The organism is Curtobacterium sp. MCBD17_021 (assembly GCF_003234525.1).
GTDB lineage: Bacteria > Actinomycetota > Actinomycetes > Actinomycetales > Microbacteriaceae > Curtobacterium.
This window is the reverse complement of the sequence record NZ_QKTS01000001.1, coordinates 158237-177442: the sequence shown is the minus strand read 5'-3', so window position 1 is coordinate 177442 and position 19206 is coordinate 158237. Positions and strand designations below refer to the sequence as shown.

General features: G+C 72.7%; 15 protein-coding genes. 12 read left to right on the top strand and 3 right to left on the bottom strand.

The window, feature by feature from the left end:
- Positions 1-74 precede the first annotated feature (74 nt).
- Complete coding sequence (locus tag DEI83_RS00820; RefSeq protein ID WP_111079935.1) at positions 75-1706, bottom strand: RecQ family ATP-dependent DNA helicase; 1632 nt, start codon at positions 1704-1706, stop codon at positions 75-77.
- A gap of 236 nt (positions 1707-1942) precedes the next feature.
- Between DEI83_RS00820 and sucC the strand changes: the two genes are divergently transcribed.
- The 9 genes from sucC (at position 1943) to DEI83_RS00775 (ending at position 13472) form a co-directional block, all read left to right on the top strand.
- Positions 1943-3112 (top strand): ADP-forming succinate--CoA ligase subunit beta, encoded by a 1170-nt coding sequence (gene sucC / locus DEI83_RS00815; protein WP_111079934.1) that lies wholly within the window; start codon positions 1943-1945, stop codon positions 3110-3112.
- A 14-nt stretch (positions 3113-3126) separates the two neighbouring features.
- Positions 3127-4014: a succinate--CoA ligase subunit alpha gene (gene sucD / locus DEI83_RS00810; protein WP_111079933.1), complete on the top strand. Its 888-nt coding sequence runs from the start codon at positions 3127-3129 to the stop codon at positions 4012-4014.
- A gap of 88 nt (positions 4015-4102) precedes the next feature.
- Positions 4103-6235, top strand: coding sequence for a DUF6350 family protein (locus tag DEI83_RS00805; protein ID WP_111079932.1), 2133 nt, complete (start codon positions 4103-4105; stop codon positions 6233-6235).
- A gap of 65 nt (positions 6236-6300) precedes the next feature.
- A complete protein-coding gene (purN, locus tag DEI83_RS00800) occupies positions 6301-6894 on the top strand; it encodes a phosphoribosylglycinamide formyltransferase (protein WP_111079931.1) in 594 nt (197 codons plus the stop codon).
- On the top strand, positions 6891-8528 hold the full coding sequence (gene purH / locus DEI83_RS00795; protein ID WP_111079930.1) for a bifunctional phosphoribosylaminoimidazolecarboxamide formyltransferase/IMP cyclohydrolase: 1638 nt from the start codon (positions 6891-6893) through the stop codon (positions 8526-8528). The genes purN and purH overlap by 4 nt, the downstream gene beginning before the upstream one ends.
- 158 nt (positions 8529-8686) lie before the next feature.
- Complete coding sequence (locus tag DEI83_RS15785; RefSeq protein ID WP_181431016.1) at positions 8687-8839, top strand: hypothetical protein; 153 nt, start codon at positions 8687-8689, stop codon at positions 8837-8839.
- A gap of 247 nt (positions 8840-9086) precedes the next feature.
- Complete coding sequence (locus DEI83_RS00790) at positions 9087-10913, top strand: ABC transporter ATP-binding protein (protein ID WP_111079929.1); 1827 nt, start codon at positions 9087-9089, stop codon at positions 10911-10913.
- A gap of 191 nt (positions 10914-11104) precedes the next feature.
- A complete protein-coding gene (locus DEI83_RS00780) occupies positions 11105-12913 on the top strand; it encodes an ABC transporter ATP-binding protein (protein ID WP_111080110.1) in 1809 nt (602 codons plus the stop codon).
- 103 nt (positions 12914-13016) lie between these two features.
- Entirely contained in the window at positions 13017-13472 is a 456-nt protein-coding gene (locus DEI83_RS00775) for a DUF805 domain-containing protein (RefSeq protein ID WP_111079927.1), read from the top strand.
- Here DEI83_RS00775 and DEI83_RS00770 read toward each other — a convergent pair.
- The gene (locus DEI83_RS00770) at positions 13469-13867 is read right to left on the bottom strand and encodes an MGMT family protein (protein ID WP_111079926.1); all 399 of its coding nucleotides are present in this window, start codon (positions 13865-13867) and stop codon (positions 13469-13471) included. The genes DEI83_RS00775 and DEI83_RS00770 overlap by 4 nt on opposite strands.
- Before the next feature lie 8 nt (positions 13868-13875).
- Positions 13876-14328: a GNAT family N-acetyltransferase gene (locus tag DEI83_RS00765; RefSeq protein ID WP_111079925.1), complete on the bottom strand. Its 453-nt coding sequence runs from the start codon at positions 14326-14328 to the stop codon at positions 13876-13878.
- 81 nt (positions 14329-14409) lie between these two features.
- On the opposite strand from DEI83_RS00765, the gene DEI83_RS00760 reads away from it, so the two are divergent.
- The 3 genes from DEI83_RS00760 to DEI83_RS00750 all read left to right on the top strand — a co-directional run bounded on the left by DEI83_RS00760 (position 14410) and on the right by DEI83_RS00750 (position 19160).
- Entirely contained in the window at positions 14410-15684 is a 1275-nt protein-coding gene (locus DEI83_RS00760; protein WP_111079924.1) for an ROK family transcriptional regulator, read from the top strand.
- A gap of 139 nt (positions 15685-15823) precedes the next feature.
- Complete coding sequence (locus tag DEI83_RS00755) at positions 15824-18190, top strand: lamin tail domain-containing protein (protein ID WP_111079923.1); 2367 nt, start codon at positions 15824-15826, stop codon at positions 18188-18190.
- Positions 18191-18308: 118 nt separating this feature from the next.
- Complete coding sequence (locus tag DEI83_RS00750) at positions 18309-19160, top strand: PhzF family phenazine biosynthesis protein (protein WP_111079922.1); 852 nt, start codon at positions 18309-18311, stop codon at positions 19158-19160.
- Positions 19161-19206: the final 46 nt, after the last annotated feature.

Below are 19206 nucleotides of genomic sequence, written 5' to 3'. Positions count from 1 at the left end.
GCCTGTGCTCGGGGGAGTGGAGCGCGGTCGCCGACGGGTGGTCGAGCGACCGCGCCTTCCCCCGGGGCACCGGGTCAGACGCGCTCGAGCAGGTGCCGCTCCGTCACGTCGGCGAGGGCCAGTGTGCGGTACCCGGCGGACTCGAAGAACACCGTCAGTCGGTCGTCCTCGGTGCTCATCACGGTGCCGCGGCCCCACTCGGCGTGCTCCACCGGGGCGTCCGGCGGCCACTCGGCGTCGTGCGACCCGTCCGCTCCGTGCGCGTCGGCGTCGGTGGCCGTGCCCGACGAGCAGGTGTCGCAGTTGCCGCACGGCTCGGGCAGTTCGTCGCCGAAGTAGCCGAGCAGGAACTGCCGACGGCAGCCGTTCGTCTCGGCGAAGCGGCGCATCATCTCGATGCGGGACTCCTCCACCCGCTCCCGTTCCTTCGCGTGGGCCTTGGCGAGCTCGACAGCGGCGTCGGCGTCCACCGGTCCGTCCGCTGCTCGGCGGAGTCCGTCGGCATCGTCGGTCAGTGCTCCGGCGTCGACCAGGGCGTTCGCGACCCGGGCGGCGGTGCGGGCGGCGAGCCCGGAGCGCTCGGCGACCTCGGATCGGGGGAGGACGCCGTCGGCGGGGACGGCGTCGAACACGGCGCGCAGCGACGCGGGCCGGGGGGACCCGGAGGCGAAGAACCGGCGGAGCCCGAGGTCTTCGGAGCGGTAGTGCAGGGTCGCGAGGCCGACGTCGCCGTCACGTCCGGCACGGCCGACCTCCTGGTAGTACGCGTCGACCGACTCCGGCACGTCGGCGTGCACGACGAACCGCACGTCGGGCTTGTCGATGCCCATCCCGAAGGCGCTGGTCGCGACGACGACGTCGAGGTCCCCCTCGAGGAACTCGTGGTGCACGTGTTCGCGGTCCCGCACCCGGAGCCCCGCGTGGTACCCCTTCGCGCGGCGGCCGTGCTCCGTGAGCTCGTCGGCGTAGAGCATGGTCTCGGCGCGGGTGGCGACGTAGACGATCCCCGCGCCCTCGAGCCCGACCACCTGGGCGATGACGGCGTCGCGCTTCTCGTCGGCATCGCTGTGCCGCTGGACCTCGAAGCGCAGGTTCGGTCGGTCGAAACCCGTCGCGACGACGAGCGGGTCGCGCATCCCGAGCCGCTCGACGATCTCGTTGCGGACGGGCGTCGACCCGGTCGCCGTCATCGCGAGGACCGGAGGACGTCCGAGCCGTTCGATCACCTCGCCGAGCACCAGGTAGTCCGGGCGGAAGTCGTGGCCCCAGCTCGACACGCAGTGCGCCTCGTCGACCGTGACGAGGGCGACCCCGGCCTCGCGGAGCCGGTCGACGACCTCGTCCTTCGCGAGCTGCTCCGGGGCGAGGAAGACGTAACGGGCCTGGCCGGCGGCGACGGCCTCCCACGCGTCCTCGAGCTCGCGGTGCGCCCGGGTGGCGTTGATGGTCACGGCCCTGGGCGCGTCCGGGTGGTCCTCGATGCCGACGACCTGGTCCTCCTGCAGGGCCACGAGGGGCGAGACCACGACGACGGGTCCGTCGAGCGCGAGGGCGGCGACCTGGTAGATCGCGGACTTGCCGGAGCCGGTCGGCATGAGGGCGAGCGCGTCGCGGCCCTCGAGGACGGCGTCGACCACGGTCTCCTGGGCGTCGCGGAGGTGCCAGCCGAAGACCTCGACGGCACGGGTACGGAGTTCGTTCTGCACCCGATCGACGGTGCACGGAACGGCCTGGTCGGTCGCCCGGAGATCGCGTACCCCGGACGACAGGACGGGGGTGGTGGCCGAGCGGGTGGTCCGCGTTCTCCACCGGGGCACCGCGCGTCCACCTGCCAGCGCTAGGCTCGGTCGCGGCCGTTGTCTCGACATCGAGCGACCCTCGATGTGGAGGCGCGACCGGACACCGATGCCGATCGCACGAACCGTGCGGGAAGAAGAACAGCGTGGATCTTTTCGAGTACCAGGCCAGGGACCTCTTCGAGTCCTACGGCGTCCCCGTCCTCCAGGGGATCATCGCCGACACCCCCGAGCAGGCGAAGGCGGCGGCCGAGCAGATCGGCGGTGTCGTGGTCGTCAAGGCGCAGGTGAAGGTCGGTGGCCGTGGCAAGGCCGGGGGCGTCAAGGTCGCGAAGACCCCGGACGAGGCCTTCACGCACGCGCAGGCGATCCTCGGGCTCGACATCAAGGGCCACACCGTGCAGCGCGTGATGGTGGCGCAGGGTGCGGACATCGCCGAGGAGTTCTACTTCTCGGTGCTGCTCGACCGGGCGAACCGCTCCTACCTGTCGCTCACCAGCGTCGAGGGCGGCATGGAGATCGAGCAGCTCGCGGTGGAGAAGCCCGAAGCGCTGGCCCGGGTCGAGGTGAACCCGCTGACCGGCATCAACCAGGAGGCCGGCGAGGCCATCGCACGCCAGGCCGGGTTCCCGGAGGAGCTCGTCGAGCAGGTCGCCGGCGTCTTCGTGAAGCTCTACGACGTCTTCGCGGGCGAGGACGCCACCCTGGTCGAGGTCAACCCCCTCGTGCGTACGGGCGACGGTCAGATCCTGGCCCTCGACGGCAAGGTCTCCCTCGACGAGAACGCCGACTTCCGCCACGAGGGCCACCAGGCGCTCGAGGACACCGCCAGCGAGGACCCGCTCGAGGCCAAGGCGAAGGCCCACGGCCTGAACTACGTGAAGCTCGACGGCGAGGTCGGCGTCATCGGCAACGGCGCGGGCCTGGTCATGTCGACGCTCGACGTCGTCGCCTACGCCGGTGAGCGCCACGACGGGGTCAAGCCCGCGAACTTCCTCGACATCGGCGGCGGCGCCTCGGCCGAGGTCATGGCCAACGGCCTCGACGTCATCCTCGGCGACCCGCAGGTGAAGAGCGTCTTCGTCAACGTCTTCGGCGGCATCACCGCCTGCGACGCCGTCGCGAACGGCATCGTCGCCGCGCTCGGCATCCTCGGCGACGCGGCCACCAAGCCGCTCGTCGTCCGCCTCGACGGCAACAACGTGGAAGAAGGTCGCCGGATCCTGGCGGAGGCAGCGCACCCGCTCGTCACCGTCGCCGAGACCATGGACGATGCGGCCGAGAAGGCCGCCGAGCTCGCCGCGGCCGCGGCGTAAGGAGCACCAGAGCAATGTCGATCTTCCTCAACAAGGACTCCAAGGTCATCGTCCAGGGCATCACCGGCGGTGAGGGCACGAAGCACACCGCACTCATGCTCAAGGCCGGCACGAACGTCGTCGGCGGCGTCAACGCCCGCAAGGCCGGCACGACCGTCACCCACGGCGACGTCGAACTCCCCGTGTTCGGATCGGTGCGCGAGGCCATCGACACCACCGGTGCCGACGTCTCGATCGTCTTCGTCCCGCCGGCGTTCGCGAAGGACGCCGTGATGGAGGCGATCGACGCCGAGATCCCCCTCGTCGTCGTCATCACCGAAGGCATCCCGGTGCAGGACGCCGCCGCGTTCTGGGCGCACGCCAAGGCCCTGGGCGGGAAGACCCGCATCATCGGGCCGAACTGCCCGGGCATCATCACCCCGGGCGAGTCGCTCGTCGGCATCACCCCCGCGACGATCACCGGCAAGGGCCCGATCGGCCTCGTGTCGAAGTCGGGCACCCTGACCTACCAGATGATGTACGAGCTGCGGGACCTCGGCTTCTCGACCGCCATCGGCATCGGCGGCGACCCGGTCATCGGCACGACGCACATCGACGCGCTCGCCGCGTTCGAGGCCGACCCGGAGACCGAGGCCATCGTGATGATCGGCGAGATCGGCGGCGACGCCGAGGAGCGCGCGGCCGACTTCATCAAGGCCAACGTCACGAAGCCGGTCGTCGGGTACGTCGCGGGCTTCACCGCCCCCGAGGGCAAGACGATGGGCCACGCCGGCGCGATCGTGTCCGGCTCCGCCGGCACCGCCGAGGCGAAGAAGCAGGCGCTCGAAGCGGCCGGCGTCAAGGTCGGCAAGACGCCGTCCGAGACGGCCGCGCTGCTGCGCGAGGTCATCGCCGCGCGCTGACGGCGGCACCTGTCGGACGGGAGGCTCGGTGCGGGACCCGCGCCGAGCCTCCCGTCGTGCGCGGGGTCGGGCACGTATCCTCGCTGCGATGAACCGCCTCGGAACCGCCCTCCTCGCCGTGATCGAAGCGATCGTGACGGTGGGCGTCGGCGTGGGCATCGCCCTGGTGCCGCTCACCCTGCTGTGGGCGTTCGAGTACGGCCTCCAGGTCGACTGGAGTGTCTTCTGGACCGCTGCCGGGAACGTCTGGCTCATCGGCCACGGCGTCGACGTCACGTTCACGCTGGGGTCCGCGGCCGCGAAGGCCACCGGGCTCTCCGGGGCGTCCGCGCCGATCGTCGTCACGCTCGCGGCCCTCGGGTTCGCCGTCGTCACCGCGTGGCTCGGCGGCCGGGCCGGACGTCGGTTCGCCGAGACGGAGCACCGCATCACCGGGGTCCTGGTCGGCACCGCGGCCGTCGCCGCACTCGGCCTGCTGGTCGCCCTCACCGCCACCACGAGCACCACCCACCCCGCCGTCTGGCAGGCCGTCGTGCTGCCCGCGCTCTGGTTCGGCGTCCCCGCCGTCGTCACCGCCGAGGTGTGCCGACGTCGGCGCGGCCTGGCGGCCGACCCGCTGACGCTCCGGGTGGTGGACCTGGTCGGTCGGGTCCCTGCGGTGTGGCGTGCCGTCGTCGGCTTCGGCCTGCGCGCCGGCACCGTCGCCACCGCGTGCGTCGTGGCGGTCGCCGGCGTCCTGGTCGGGTTCGCACTCCTCGGCTCCTTCGCCGAGGTCATCACGCTCTACGAACGCTCGCACGCCGGCGTCGTCGGCGGCATCGCCCTGACCGTCGGCCAGCTCGCGTTCGTCCCGGACCTGGTCGCGTGGGCGACGGCGTGGCTCGTCGGCCCGGGCTTCGCGATCGGCACCGGGTCGACGGTCTCGCCCATCGGCACGACGCTCGGGCCGCTCCCGGCCGTGCCGCTGCTCGGAGCGCTGCCGACGTCGGGGCACACGTTCGGCCTGGTCTGGATCCTGGTGCCCGTCGTCGCGGGCTTCGTCGCCGGTGGGCTCCTGCGTCCCCGGCTCGTCCGGACGCTCGGGCCGGCCGACTCGGCGCTGTACCGGGCGCTCGGCGGGGTCGCGACCGGACTGGTCGCCGGCGTCCTCACGGGCCTGGTCGCGGGCCTCGCCTCGGGGTCGGTCGGGCCGGGGCGCCTGGCCGCCGTCGGACCGGACGCCCTGGTGGTCGGGGCCTTCGCCGCGCTCGAGGTCGGGGTCCCCGCGATCGTCGCGCTCGCGATCGGCAGCGACCTGGTGCGGCTGCCCGAGCGCTCCTGGATCGGCGAGCGCTGGCACGAGGCCGAGGACGACGTCGCCACCGCGGACGCGAGCGACGAGCACGGGTCGCTCATCGCCGCGCTCGAGCGTGCCGGTGCCGGCCGGACCACCGACGTGCACCGGTTCTCCGTGGACGAGGTCCATGACCCGGTGACGCACGCTGCGGACCGCACGCAGACCGGGGAGCACCCGACCGACGACGACGAGGACGTGACCGTGCATGCCGGGGTCGACGCGGGCCTCCCGGCCGGTCGCACCGTCGCTCCCAGCTCCGCGACGGACACCGAGGTGCCGCTCCCGGACTGGGCCCGCACCGACGCGGTCGCCGGAGAGCGGCTCGTCGCCGCTCCGGGCGAGGACGTGCGAGCGGGTGCGGCCGGGGCGGGTGGCCTCCGCGGCGCACTGCGGTCGGCGGCGAAGGGGGCCCGTGACCGCGTGGCCGGCGTCGGGGACCGTGCCGGGGGCCTCCGTGACCGGGTCGACGGCCTCCGCGACCGCGCCACCGACCTCCGGAACCGCACGACCGCGGACGACCGGGCCACCGGTGACCGGACCGCGACCGATCGGGCCGCTGGTCCAGGGGACCGACCCGGCACGGACCGGGAGACCCGCAGCGGTGACCTCGGAGCGGTCGCCTCCGCCGGCGTCCCGGCCCATCCCGACGAGCAGCCAGCGTTCCCCTGGAGCACCGAGGAGTTCGTCGCCGGTCGTGACGACGTCGACCCCGAGGACGACGGGATCGACGACCCGGCACGGCCTCACTCTGCTGCGACTGACCGCCCGCAGCCGTCCGGCTCCTCCGCCTGGTCCGGGTCCGGCCGTCCCGCTGGCTGGGACACGACCGACCAGATCCCCGACGACGAACTGCCCTGGTGGCGGCGCCCGAAGGACGACGCGTAGCGATCCGTCAGGCGGCGGTGGACACCGACGCCTGACGAGCGTGCCGCCCCGCTAGGGTTGTCCCCGTGCTCGAACTGGTCGTCCTGATCTCCGGTACCGGGTCGAACCTGCGAGCCCTGCTCGAGGCGACCCGCGATGCCGAGTACCCCGCCCGCGTCGTCGCGATCGGGGCCGACCGTGACGCCGAGGGCCTGCAGCTCGGCGAGGAGTTCTCGATCCCGACCTTCACGGTGCCGTTCACGCGCTACGCCACCCGTGCCGAGTGGGGCGAGGCGCTCGCCGAGCAGATCCGCCCGTGGACGCCCGACCTGCTGGTGCTGTCCGGGCTCATGCGCCTGCTCCCGCCCGCCGTCGTCGCGGAGTTCGGCCCGTCGGTCATCAACACGCACCCCGCGTACCTGCCCGAGTTCCCGGGAGCGCACGGCGTCCGGGACGCGCTCGCGGCCGGTGTCACCGAGACCGGGGCGAGCGTCATAGCCGTGGACGACGGCGTCGACAGCGGTCCGATCCTGGCGCAGGAGCGCGTCCCGGTCCTGCCGGACGACACCGAGTCGACCCTGCACGACCGCATCAAGCCCGTCGAACGCCGGCTGCTCATCCAGACCGTCCTCGACATCGCCAACGGACACATCGACCTGAAGGGCACCACCCCCGCATGAGCGTGCACGCCGCCGACCCCAGCCTGTACCGCGACCGGGACGTCGTGCCCGTGCGTCGCGCCCTCATCTCGGTGAGCGACAAGTCCGGCCTGCTCGAGCTCGCCGGCGCCCTCGCCGACGCGGGTGTCGAGCTCGTGTCGACGGGCTCCACCGCGCAGACGATCCGCGACGCCGGGTACGCCGTCACCGACGTCGCGAGCGTCACGGGCTTCCCGGAGTCGCTCGACGGTCGCGTGAAGACGCTGCACCCGGCCGTGCACGCCGGCCTCCTCGCCGACCTCCGGCTCGAGTCGCACGAGCAGCAGCTCACCGACCTCGGCATCGCGCCGTTCGAGCTCGTCGTCGTGAACCTGTACCCGTTCGTCGAGACGGTCGCCTCGGGTGCCGACACCGCGACCGTGGTCGAGAACGTCGACATCGGCGGCCCGGCGATGGTCCGTGCGTCGGCGAAGAACCACCCGAACGTCGCGATCGTCGTCTCGCCGTCGTCCTACGCCGAGGTCGTCGAGGCCGTCCGCGCGGGCGGCACGACGCTCGAGCTCCGGAAGCGTCTGGCGGCGCAGGCGTTCGGCCACACCGCTGCCTACGACACCGCGGTGGCCTCGTACTTCGCCTCCGACGTGGTCGCGGCCGACGGCTCCGCTGCTGCCGACGACGCCGGCCGGGAGGCCCAGAGCGCGTTCCCGACGTCGCTCACGCTGTCCGCTGAGCTCGCCGACACCCTCCGGTACGGCGAGAACGCGCACCAGGCAGCGGCGCTCTACACGAGCACGGACGGCACCGGGATCGCCCAGGCGACGCTGCTGCACGGCAAGGCGATGTCGTACAACAACTACGTCGACGCCGACGCCGCCGTCCGAGCCGCGTACGACTTCACCGAGCCGGCCGTCGCGATCATCAAGCACGCGAACCCGTGCGGCATCGCGGTCGCCGCTCCCGACGCGGGCGACCCGATCGCCTCCGCGCACGCGGCCGCCCACGCCTGCGACCCGCTGTCGGCGTTCGGCGGGGTCATCGCCGCCAACCGCCCGGTCACGCTGGGCATGGCGGAGACGATCGCCGACGTCTTCACCGAGGTCGTCGTCGCCCCGGCGTTCGACCCCGAGGCGCTCGAGGTCCTGTCCCGCAAGAAGAACATCCGCCTGCTCACCCTGCCGGCCGACTTCGCCCTCGCCGAGCGTGAGGTCAAGCAGGTCTCCGGCGGTTTCCTCGTGCAGGACGCCGACCGCTTCACCGCGTTCGACCAGTCCACGTGGACGCTCGTCTCCGGCGAGCCGGCCGACCAGCAGACCCTCGCCGACCTGGCCTTCGCGTGGAAGGCCAGCCGCGCGGTGAAGTCGAACGCGATCCTGCTCGCGAACCAGGGCGCGAGCGTCGGGGTCGGCATGGGGCAGGTGAACCGCGTCGACTCGTGCCACCTCGCCGTCAACCGGGCCGGTGACCGCGCTGCCGGGTCGGTCGCCGCGTCCGACGCGTTCTTCCCGTTCGCCGACGGTCTGCAGGTGCTGCTCGACGCCGGGGTCCGCGCGGTCGCCCAGCCGGGTGGCAGCGTGCGCGACGACGAGGTCATCGCGGCGGCGACGGCGGCCGGCGTGACGATGTACTTCACGGGCGAGCGGCACTTCTTCCACTGAGTCCGGTCGGCTCGGCACCCATCCAGCACGAGATGCTGGTTGCGCGCTGAGAGTCGCTGCCGATAGTCTGCGAGGCTCCGCGGCCTCCGCCGACGACCGCTCCACGGGTCGGCGGCACCGCGGACACGACGGTGACGAAGACGACGACTGGAGTGACGATGGACACGACGACCGGCACCACGGCAACGGCTGCCCGGACGGCACGGACGTCCATCGGCGGGACCACTCCCGACGCGCGACCCGCCCTGCGGGCCGTCGCGCCGTACTCGGCCGCGGGCACGCCCGTCGTCTCGGTACCGCCGACCGCGTAGGGCTGCCTCCCACAGCCACCGGGGCCGCAGCGGGCCCAGCCGGACCGAGCGCGAGGGACACGATCCCTGTCGCTCCCGACCACGAGACCCATCCGTCCTCCGACCGACGCCGCACCAGCGGCGGCGGCCGCTGACGCGAGTGGGCACCTGGCCGACCAGACCACGCAACGCAGCCCGGGCCTCCCGTCCGGACAGGGGGCAGCCCCTGGCCGACGGCACCCGGCACGAAGCACGAGGACGCACACGCATGTCCCAGGGACCCCACCGGGAACCGGCGCCGACCCCGGCGCGCCCATCCACCGCCCGCGCGATCGCGCGGCTGTGGCCCTACGTCAGGCCGTACCGCTGGCGGCTGCTCGGCGGGATGGTGGCGGCGCTCGGCGCCTCCGTCGTCGCGCTCGCCATCCCGTACGTGTTGCAGGCCCTCGTCGACGGGCCGCTCGCGTCCGGTGACGGCGCCCTCATCCTGCCCGCCGGCGCCGCCGTGCTCGCGCTCGGTGTCCTCGAGGCGTTCTTCATCGCCTCCCGTCGGAAGATGGTGATGCGACCGTCGACCCGCATCGAGGCGAGCATGCGCAACGCGCTCTACGCCAAGCTGCAGGACCTGCCGGTCGCGTTCCACGACCGCTGGGAGTCCGGGCAGCTGCTGTCCCGCTCGGTGTCCGACCTGTCGCTCATCCGCCGCTGGCTGGCCTTCGGCATCGTGCTCCTGGTCGTCAACGTCGTGACGATCGTCATCGGGTTCGCCGTGCTGTTCACCTTCGGGTGGCAGCTCGGCCTCATCTTCCTGGTGGCGTCGATCCCGGTCTGGGTGAACAGCGTCCTGTTCGAGCGGAAGTACTCGATCGTCGCGCGCCGCAGCCAGGACCAGGTCGGCGACCTCGCGACGAGCGTCGAGCAGTCGGTGCACGGCATCCGCGTGCTCAAGGCGTTCGGACGCGGGCGGTACAAGCTCGACGAGTTCGCCGAGCAGGCCGAGCAGCTGCGCGGCACCGAGATCGAGAAGGCGAAGGCGATCGCGGCCATCTGGTTCTGGCTCCTGCTCGTGCCGGACGTGGCGTTCGCACTGTGCCTGCTCGCGGGCATCTGGCTCGCCAGCCAGGGGGACCTCAGCGTCGGCCAGCTGTTCGCGTTCTTCGCGACGGCCACGGTGCTGCGCTTCCCGATCGAGTCGATCGGCTTCTTCCTGTCGATGACCTTCGACACCCGGACCGCCGTCGACCGGTTCTTCGAGGTGATGGACTCCGAGAACACCATCACGGACCCCGAGCGCCCGGAGACGATCGCGGAGCCGCACGGTGCGTTGTCGTTCAACCAGACGCACTTCCGCTACCAGGACTCCCCGCCGCAGTTCCCCGACCTCGTCAACGGCGTCGACCTGCACCTGCAGCCAGGCGAGACCATGGCGCTCGTCGGGCTCACCGGGTCGGGCAAGACGACCCTGCTGTCGCTCGTGCCGCGGCTGTACGACGTCACCGGTGGCTCGGTGACGATCGACGGCGTCGACGTCCGCGACCTCACGCGGGCCGAGCTCCGCCGCCACGTCGCGGTCGCGTTCGAGGACGCCACCCTGTTCTCGTCGAGTGTGCGGGACAACGTCCTGCTCGGCCGTCCCGACCTGACCGGTGACGACGCCGAGCGGATCATGCGCGAGGCCCTCGACATCGCGCAGGCGTCCTTCGTGGACGACCTGCCCGAGGGCGTCGACACCCGCGTCGGGGAGGAGGGGCTGTCGCTGTCCGGCGGGCAGCGGCAGCGGCTCGCGCTCGCCCGGGCCATCGCGGCGCGGCCGAGCGTGCTCGTCCTCGACGACCCGCTGTCTGCGCTCGACGTCGACACCGAGGCGCGCGTCGAAGCCGGGCTGCGCCGGGTCCTCGCGGAGACGACGTCGCTCATCGTCGCCCACCGTCCCTCGACCGTGACGCTCGCCGACCGCGTGGCGCTCATGGAGAACGGACGGGTCACCGCCGTCGGCACCCACTCGGAGCTGATGGCCAGCAACGAGCACTACCGGTACGTCATCTCGTCCCTGGACGACGACGACGCGAACGACCGAGAGGAGGCGATGGCATGAGCGACGAGACCGACCAGGACGCGCGCGTGACCGTCGACCAGGAACCTGGGCCCACGCGGCCCGGTACCGACGCGTCGCGGAGCTTGCGGAGCGACGTGGCGGCCGAGGCCGTGGGGAGAGGATCGGTGCCGGTCGCGCAGGTCGGCACCGGCACGCAGGCGGCCGAGGCAGCAGCCCCGGTGACGGCCTCGATCACCGTGCACGGTGTCCGCGGCGAGGAGCGCGAGGACTTCAGCAAGGCCGAGAGCCGACGACTGCGGCGCCGGTCGCTGTCCCTGCTCGGTTCGCTCGCCGCGCCGCTCAAGGCCAGGCTGTGGGGCATCGCGATCGTCGTGGTGCTCTCCACCGCCGGACAGGTCGCCGGCCCGTCACTCATCGCGTGGGGCATCGACCACGCGCTCCCCGCCGTGCTCGACCGGGACGACTGGACGCCGGCGTTCCTCGTGGTGGGCTCGTACATCACGATCGCGGTCGTCGGGGCCGTGCTCACCGCCTGGTACACCGTGCTCTCCGCGCGGATCAGCCAGGCGATCCTGTTCGACCTGCGGAAGCGCGTCTTCCTGCACACGCAGCGGCTCTCGCTCGAGTTCCACGAGACGTACACCTCGGGCCGGATCATCTCGCGCCAGACGAGCGACCTCGACTCGATCCGCGAGCTGCTCGACTCCGGTCTGAACCAGCTCATCCAGGGTGTCCTGTACATGCTGTTCACCGCGGTGGCGCTCGTGCTGCTCGATCCGACCTCGGGCCTGGTGCTCGCGATCGCCCTCGTGCCGCTGTGGTTCCTGACCCGGTGGTTCCAGCAGCGCTCGCAGCAGCTGTTCCGGTCGACCCGGACGACCAGTGCGCGCGTGATCGTGCACTTCGTCGAGACGATGACGGGCATCCGTGCCGTGCAGGCCTTCCGCAAGGAGTCCCGCAACGAGGTCGAGTACGGCGAGCAGGTCGAGCAGAACCGGCAGGCGAACGCCCGCGTGTTCAACCTGTTCGGGATCTTCGATCCGGGTCTGGTGCTCATCGGGAACGCGACGCTCGCCGCGGTCGTCATCGTCGGCGGCTTCCGGGTCGTCGGCGGCTCGCTCGCGATCGGCGCGCTGCTCGCGGTCGCGCTGTACGCCAAGCGGTTCTTCGACCCCGCGCAGGAACTGGCGATGTTCTACAACAGCTACCAGTCGGCCTCGGCGGCGATGGAGAAGATCTCCGGTGTCCTCGAGGAGCAGCCGAGCGTCCCTGACCCAGCGAAGCCGACGAAGCTGCCCGACGCCACCGGCCGGGTCGACTTCGAGCACGTCGAGTTCGCCTACAAGGAGGACCGCGTCGTGCTGCCGGAGTTCGACCTGCACATCCCCGCGGGGCAGACCATCGCCCTCGTCGGGTCGACCGGTGCCGGCAAGTCGACGCTCGCCAAACTCATGGCCCGGTTCTACGACCCGACCTCGGGCTCGGTCACCCTGGACGGGGTGGACCTGCGGGACCTCGACCCGAAGGACCTGCGTCGCGCCGTCGTCATGGTGACCCAGGAGGCGTACCTGTTCTCCGGATCGGTGGCCGACAACATCGAGCTCGGCCGACCGGGAGCCACGCGGGCGGACATCGAGGCGGCGGCGAAGGCGGTCGGGGCCCACGAGTTCATCATGGCGTTGCCGGACGGGTACGACACCGACGTGAACAAGCGCGGCGGCCGGGTGTCGGCGGGTCAGCGGCAGCTGCTGTCGTTCGCCCGGGCGTTCCTGGCGGACCCGAAGGTGCTCATCCTCGACGAGGCCACGGCCTCGCTCGACATCCCGTCGGAGCGGCTCGTGCAGGAGGGCCTCGAGACCCTGCTCGCCGACCGCACCGCGGTGATCATCGCGCACCGGCTGTCGACCGTCGCGATCGCCCACCGGGTGCTCGTGATGGAGTACGGCCGGATCGTGGAGGACGGCACCCCCGCCGACCTCATCGCGGGCACGGGTCGCTTCTCGCAGCTGCACGCCGCCTGGCGGGATTCGCTGGTCTGACCTGCGCGTCCCGACCCCACTCCGGCCATCGCGCCCCGTTCCGACGGGGCGCGATGGCCGTTCCCGGGCGCGATCCGGCGCACGGCCGTGGTTTGCTGGGGGGATGAGCAGCAATGACGTCCAGCCGGGAGGCGTCGCCCTGCGCGACCCCTTCGTCGGTGCCCCCTTCGCCGAGGCCGTCCGGCGGTTCTGGCGGAAGTACACGGTGTTCACCGGCCGGGCGTCCCGCTCCGAGTTCTGGTGGTGGTGGCTGACGTCGTTCGCGATCGGCCTCGTGCTGCAGCTCGTGCCGCAGGCCTTCACCCCGGACGCCCCGCTGCTCGAGAACCCCGTCGGCTCCTACCTGTTCGTGCTGTGGGCCCTCGTGACGCTCATCGGAGGTCTGGCCCTCGGCGCCCGACGGCTGCACGACGCGAACCTGTCCGGCTTCTGGCAGTTCCTGCACGTGCTGCCCGGCATCGGGTCGCTCGTGCTCTTCGTGTTCTTCCTGCTGCCGTCGAACCCGAAGGGCACGCGCTTCGACCTGCAGCCCGGTCCGGTGCCGCCCACGCGGCGTTAGCCCGACCAGCCGTCCGCGGTCGGCGACCAGCGCGCACGGCGCATGTCGAGCCTCCAGGCCGTGTCGTCGTCGACCGCGCGCGTCTGTCGGAGCGGTGTGCCCTCGGCGCGGTAGTGCTCGAGCGCACGCGCCTCGTGGTGGACCGGGGGCAGCCCGCCGGCGCGGACGACCCGCCACCAGGGCAGGTCGGCGCCCTCGTGGGCCATCACCTTCCCGACGGCACGGGAGGCGCGGGAGCCGAGTACGGCGGCGACGTCGCCGTAGGTCATGACGCGGCCGGAGGGGATGGCGCGGACGACCTCCGCGACGGCGGCGCCGAAGTCGTGCGCGGCCGCGTTCAGGGTGTCTGGGTCCGCGTTGCCATCGCCGTCTCCGGCGGAGGACGGTGCCGACACGGCGCTGCTCAGAGCGTCAGGGCTGCGAAGTGGTCGCCGTACTGGGTCTCGCCGATCACCTGGAAGCCGATCGCCTCGAAGAACGCCGCCGGGCTCCCGGTGCCGGGCTCGTAGACCACGGTCAGACGCTCGAAGCCGCGCTTGCGGGCCTCTTCCGCCAGACCGTGCACCGCGAACCGGCCGACGCCGCGGCCCTGCGCGTTGGCGGCGACGTTGACGCGCCAGATGCAGCTGCGCAGTTCCTCCTGCGCGTTCTCGGCGTCGAAGCTGCCGATGATGAGGCCGACGACCTCGTCCCCGTCGAGGACGACCCGGGGCCAGGACGCACTCGGCTTGACGTCCGACTCGGCCTGCGCGTAGGAGGTCGGCTGGACGAACTGCTCCTGCCCCGGCTTCAGCGTCAGCGAGTTGGCCGCTGCGGCGGTCGCTGCGGAGAGTTCTTCGAGGCGGAGGTCCGTCATGTCGGTCAGGCTAACGGTGCGAGCGGGTGAGAAGCCAGCGGTGCGACGGAGCGACCGTGCTCCGGCGGTATCGTCACTCGGGTGGCGGAGCATCGGCGTGGGGCGAACCTGCCGTCGCTGGGCGGGTTCAACCGCACGGTCGTGCTCGACGCCGTCCGCCGGTCCCCGGACGGTCTCAGCCGCGTCGAACTCGCAGCCCGCACCGGCCTCAGCCCGCAGACGGTCTCGAACGTCACCCGGTACCTCATCGACGCCGGCATGATCGTCGAGTCCGGGACGGTGGTGTCGGGGCGCGGCAAGCCGCGCACGATCCTCCGTCTGGAGGCCCGGAGTCGCTTCGCCGTCGGGGTGCACGTCGACCCCGCGGTCGTCACGTACGTGCTGCTCGACCTGGCGGGTGCGGTGGTGGCTGAGGCCACCACGTCGACCCCGAGCGCCGAGGACCCGGAGCAGGTCGTGCGGACGATGGCGGCGGCCGTCGACGAACTCGTCGGTCGCGCCGGAGTCGACACCGACGCGGTGCTCGGGGTGGGCGTCGCGTCCCCGGGGCCGATCGACGCAGCGGCCGGCATCGTGCTCGACCCGCCCTTCCTGCCGCGCTGGCGGGACGTCGCGCTGCGGGACGCCCTCGGTGATGCGACCGGCTACCCGGTGTTGCTCGAGAAGGACGTCACGGCCGCGGCGGTCGGCGAGGTGTTCCTGGCCCGGGAGGCGGCGGCGCGGGACTTCGCCTTCGTGTACTTCGGCACCGGGTTCGGCGTCGGGCTCGTCATCGACCACGAGCCCGTGCGCGGGGCTGGGGCCAACGCCGGGGACGCCGGACACATCATGGTCGACCAGGGTCTGCTCGCCGGGACGCCCGACGGCGAGGGCACGCGCGGCGAGGTCGGGGCCGCCGTGACCCCGGACCGGCTGGTGCGGATCGCGGTCGGACGCGGCATCCCGCTCGGTGACGTGGATGCCCCCGCGATAGGCACCGACGGTGCCGCCGTCGACCTCGCGGCCGTCGACCGGGCGTGGGACGCGCTCGGGGACGCCGTCGCATCCGGTGACCCGCTCGCATCGGCGTTCGCGGCCGAGGTCGGCACGGTCATGGGGCGGGCCGTGGTCGTCATCGTGAACCTGCTCGACGTCGACCGGGTCGTCTTCGGCGGGCCGTTCTGGTCGCGGATCGCACCGGCTGCCCTCCCGGCGGCGACGGCTGCCATCGCGGGGTCGCCGATCCTCGTCCCGAAGCACCCCGTCACCGTGGTCGAGAGCCAGCGCGGGGCGGACGTGGCCGCGGTCGGGGCGGCCTGTCTGGTGCTGGACGCGGCACTGTCGCCGCGCGCGAGTGCGATGCTCATCGCGCACTGAGCGCATCCCGCCCCGACGTGTCACGCACGCGACGCGGTCCGCGGAGGGCGGCCACCGACACCGTCCGTTCACCAACGCGACACCGCCCGTCCCACTGGATGCTGAACAGTCGTGCAGGCCCCCGACCCGAAGGACCTCCATGCGCACACCCGCCCTGCGTCTCGGCGCCACGATCGCGACGGGCCTGGTCGTCGCGGCCGGCGTCCTCGCCACCGCACCCGCCACGGCGGCACCCGTCGATGCCCCTGCCGTCGCGGCCAACGGCGTCGTCATCAACGAGATCGAGTCGAACGCCGACGACACCGACTGGGTGGAGCTGAAGAACACCGCGACCGTCGCCGCCGACGTCAGCGGATGGTCGATGCTCGACGACAGCGACAAGCACACCCGGTACGTGCTCCCCGCCGGGTCCGTGATCGCTCCGGGCGGGTACTTCGTGATCGACCAGCTGACGAGCACGGCGCCCGGGTTCGACTTCGGCCTCGGCAACCCCGACCAGGTCCGGGTCTTCGACGCCACGGGTGCGCTCGTGCTCGCCCACGCCTACGAGACCCACGCCGCGGTCACGTACGGCCGCTGCCCGGACGGCCTCGGGGCCCTCGTCGACACCACCGCCTCGACCAAGGGCCGGGCGAACGACTGCTCCTCGCCGGTCCGCATCAACGAGGTCGAGTCGCAGGGTGGCACCCCGGGCGACTGGGTCGAGCTGACGAACACCGGCACCACGACGGTCGACCTCGCCGGCTACGTGTTCCAGGACGCCGAGGACGACCACGCGTACACGATCCCCGCCGGCACGACCGTGGCCCCGGGCGGGTTCACCGTCCTGGACGAGGCCGACTTCGGGTTCGGGCTCGGCAAGGCGGACTCCGCGCGCATCTCCACGCCCGCGGGCGTCCTGGCCGACTCGACGAGCTGGACCGAGCACGCGGCCGTCACGATCGGCCGCAACCCGGACGGGACCGGCGAGTTCGCCCCGACGTCCGCTGCGACCAAGGGCGCGGTGAACGCCTTCGCCGGCGTCGTCACGGCCGAACCCTGGCCCGGCGGCCCGGACGAGACCGTCCTCGATGCCGAGGGCACGTTCTCGGGCGACCTCAGCGGACTCGACTGGCAGTCCTCGTCCACCGCGGTCGGCGGAGGCGTCATCTGGGGCGTGCAGAACGGCGACGGACTACTCTACCGCATGGTGTCCGACGGGAAGGGTGGCTGGACCCCCTCGAACGCCACCGGCACGACGCTGCACTACGCCGACGGCTCCGGCACTCCGGACGCCGAGGGTGTCACGGTCACCACGGACGACCCCGGCGCGGTGTACGTCTCCACCGAGCGCGACAACGACCGGTCGTCGACCAGCCGCCCGGCGGTCCTGCGCTTCGCGACGACGGACAGCTCCGAGCGGACGCTGAACGCGACGGACGAGTGGAACCTGGCCGGCGACTTCCCGGGCCTCGGCGCGAACGCCGGACTCGAGGGCGTCACCTGGGTGCCCGACTCCTGGCTCACCGCACAGGGCTTCACCGACGGGTCCACCGGCGCCGCCTACGCACCGGCACGGTACCCCGGTCACGGCGAGGGGCTCTTCTTCGTCGGCGTCGAGGGCACGGCGAGCGTCTACGCCTACGCCCTGATGGCGGACGGTTCGGCGGAACGCGTGGCCGAGATCGCCACGCCGTTCAGCGTCGTGGCCGAAGTCCAGTTCGACGCGACGCTCGACGCGCTCTGGGTGGCCTGCGACGACGCGTGCGCTGGCCGCACCGCACTGTTCGACGTGCAGGACGGCGTGTTCACCGCGGCGAGCGTGTACGAGGCTCCGTCCGGTGCGGCACGCGACCTGGCCAACGAGGGCTTCGTGGTGTCGGACGTGTGCACCGACGGTTCGCGGGCGACCTACTACGCGGACGACAACGACACCGACGGGTTCTCCCTGCGCACCGGGACGTTCCCGTGCACCGAGGAGACCGAGCCGGGCGACGGCGGCACGACACCGACGCCGGCCCCTGCGCCCGGCGACGGCACGCCCACGCCGACGCCCACCGCCGACCCGGGGACCGGTGGCGCGTCGCCGACCGTGCCGGGTGCCCCGGCTGAGTCGTCCCTGACCGCGGCGAACCGCGGCGGGATCAGCGCCCCGGCCACGGCACGCGTCGGCGAGACGATCACCGTGACGATGGGGCGCGAGCACGCCGGTGAGCGCGTCGCCGTGTACCTGTACTCGTCACCGGTGCTCCTCGGGACTCCGGTCGTCGCTGCGGACGGCACGGTCGGGGTCACGATCCCGGCCGGCACGACGATCGGCGCACACCGGATCGCGGTCGTCGGCGCGGACGGCGCACTGATCGGCTGGGCGCCGATCACGATCACCACCGCCTCCGGGCAGCAGCTCGCGTTCACGGGTGCCGAGCTCGCCTCGGGCACCGCGGCCGCCCTGCTCCTGCTCGCCGCCGGTGGCGGTCTGCTCGTCGCACGTCGGCGTCGCCGCACCGCCACCGCCACCGCCGAGTAGCGGTACGGGCGGTACGGGCGGTACCGGCGGTACCGCTCCCGGACGGGAGGCGCGGTGTGGGTCCGACCCGCACCGCGCCTCCCGTCCGTCGTCGGCACGTGCTCGCTACCCTCGGACCGTGCAGCACGTCGAGGTCCTCCGGTACACCGCGTTCGCCGATCCGGATGCCGGCGCGGATGGCGGCAACCCGGCCGGAGTCGTGCTCGACGCCGCGGCCCTCCGCGACGACGAGATGCTCGCGATCGCGCAGCGGGTGGGGTACTCCGAGACCGCCTTCGTGACCGGCTCGGAGGGCGACCGGATCCGGGTGCGCTACTTCTCCCCGGCCGCCGAGGTGCCGTTCTGCGGCCACGCGACGGTCGCCCTCGCGGTGGCGATCGCCGAGCGGCAGGGTCCGGGACGGCGGGTGTTCGTCACGCAGTCGGGCGACGTCGTGCTCGACACATCGGACTCCGCGGGCGGCGTGCAGGTCGCGATGACGAGCGTCGAGCCCGTGATCCGGCCGCTGCCGGACGACTGCCTCGTGCCGCTGCTCGACCTGCTCGGACTGGTGCCGGACGACCTCGACGCGGCACACCCACCCCTCGAGGCCTTCGCCGGCAACTGGCACCCGGTGCTCGTCGTCGCCGACGCGGACCTGTTCCACCAGTTCCGGTTCGCCCCCGCGGTGCTCGCCGACCTCATGCGGCGGAGCGGGTGGCCGGCGACCGTGACCGTGCTGCACCCGGTGGCGCCGGGGGAGTACGAGGCGCGGAACCTCTTCCCGGTCGGCCGCATCACCGAGGACCCGGCGACCGGATCGGCTGCCGCGTCCGTCGGGGCGTACCTGCGCGAGGTGGGGGCGGCCGCGCCGGGGGACCGGGTCGTGATCCGGCAGGGGCGGCACGTCGGACGGCCGAGCGTGCTGCTCGTCGACGTGCCCGAGGTCGGCGGCGTCACCGTGACCGGCGGGGCGACCCCGATCCGGTAGCCGGCCCGCGCCGCTCGGAGGTCACGAACCGGACGCGCTTCGCGTC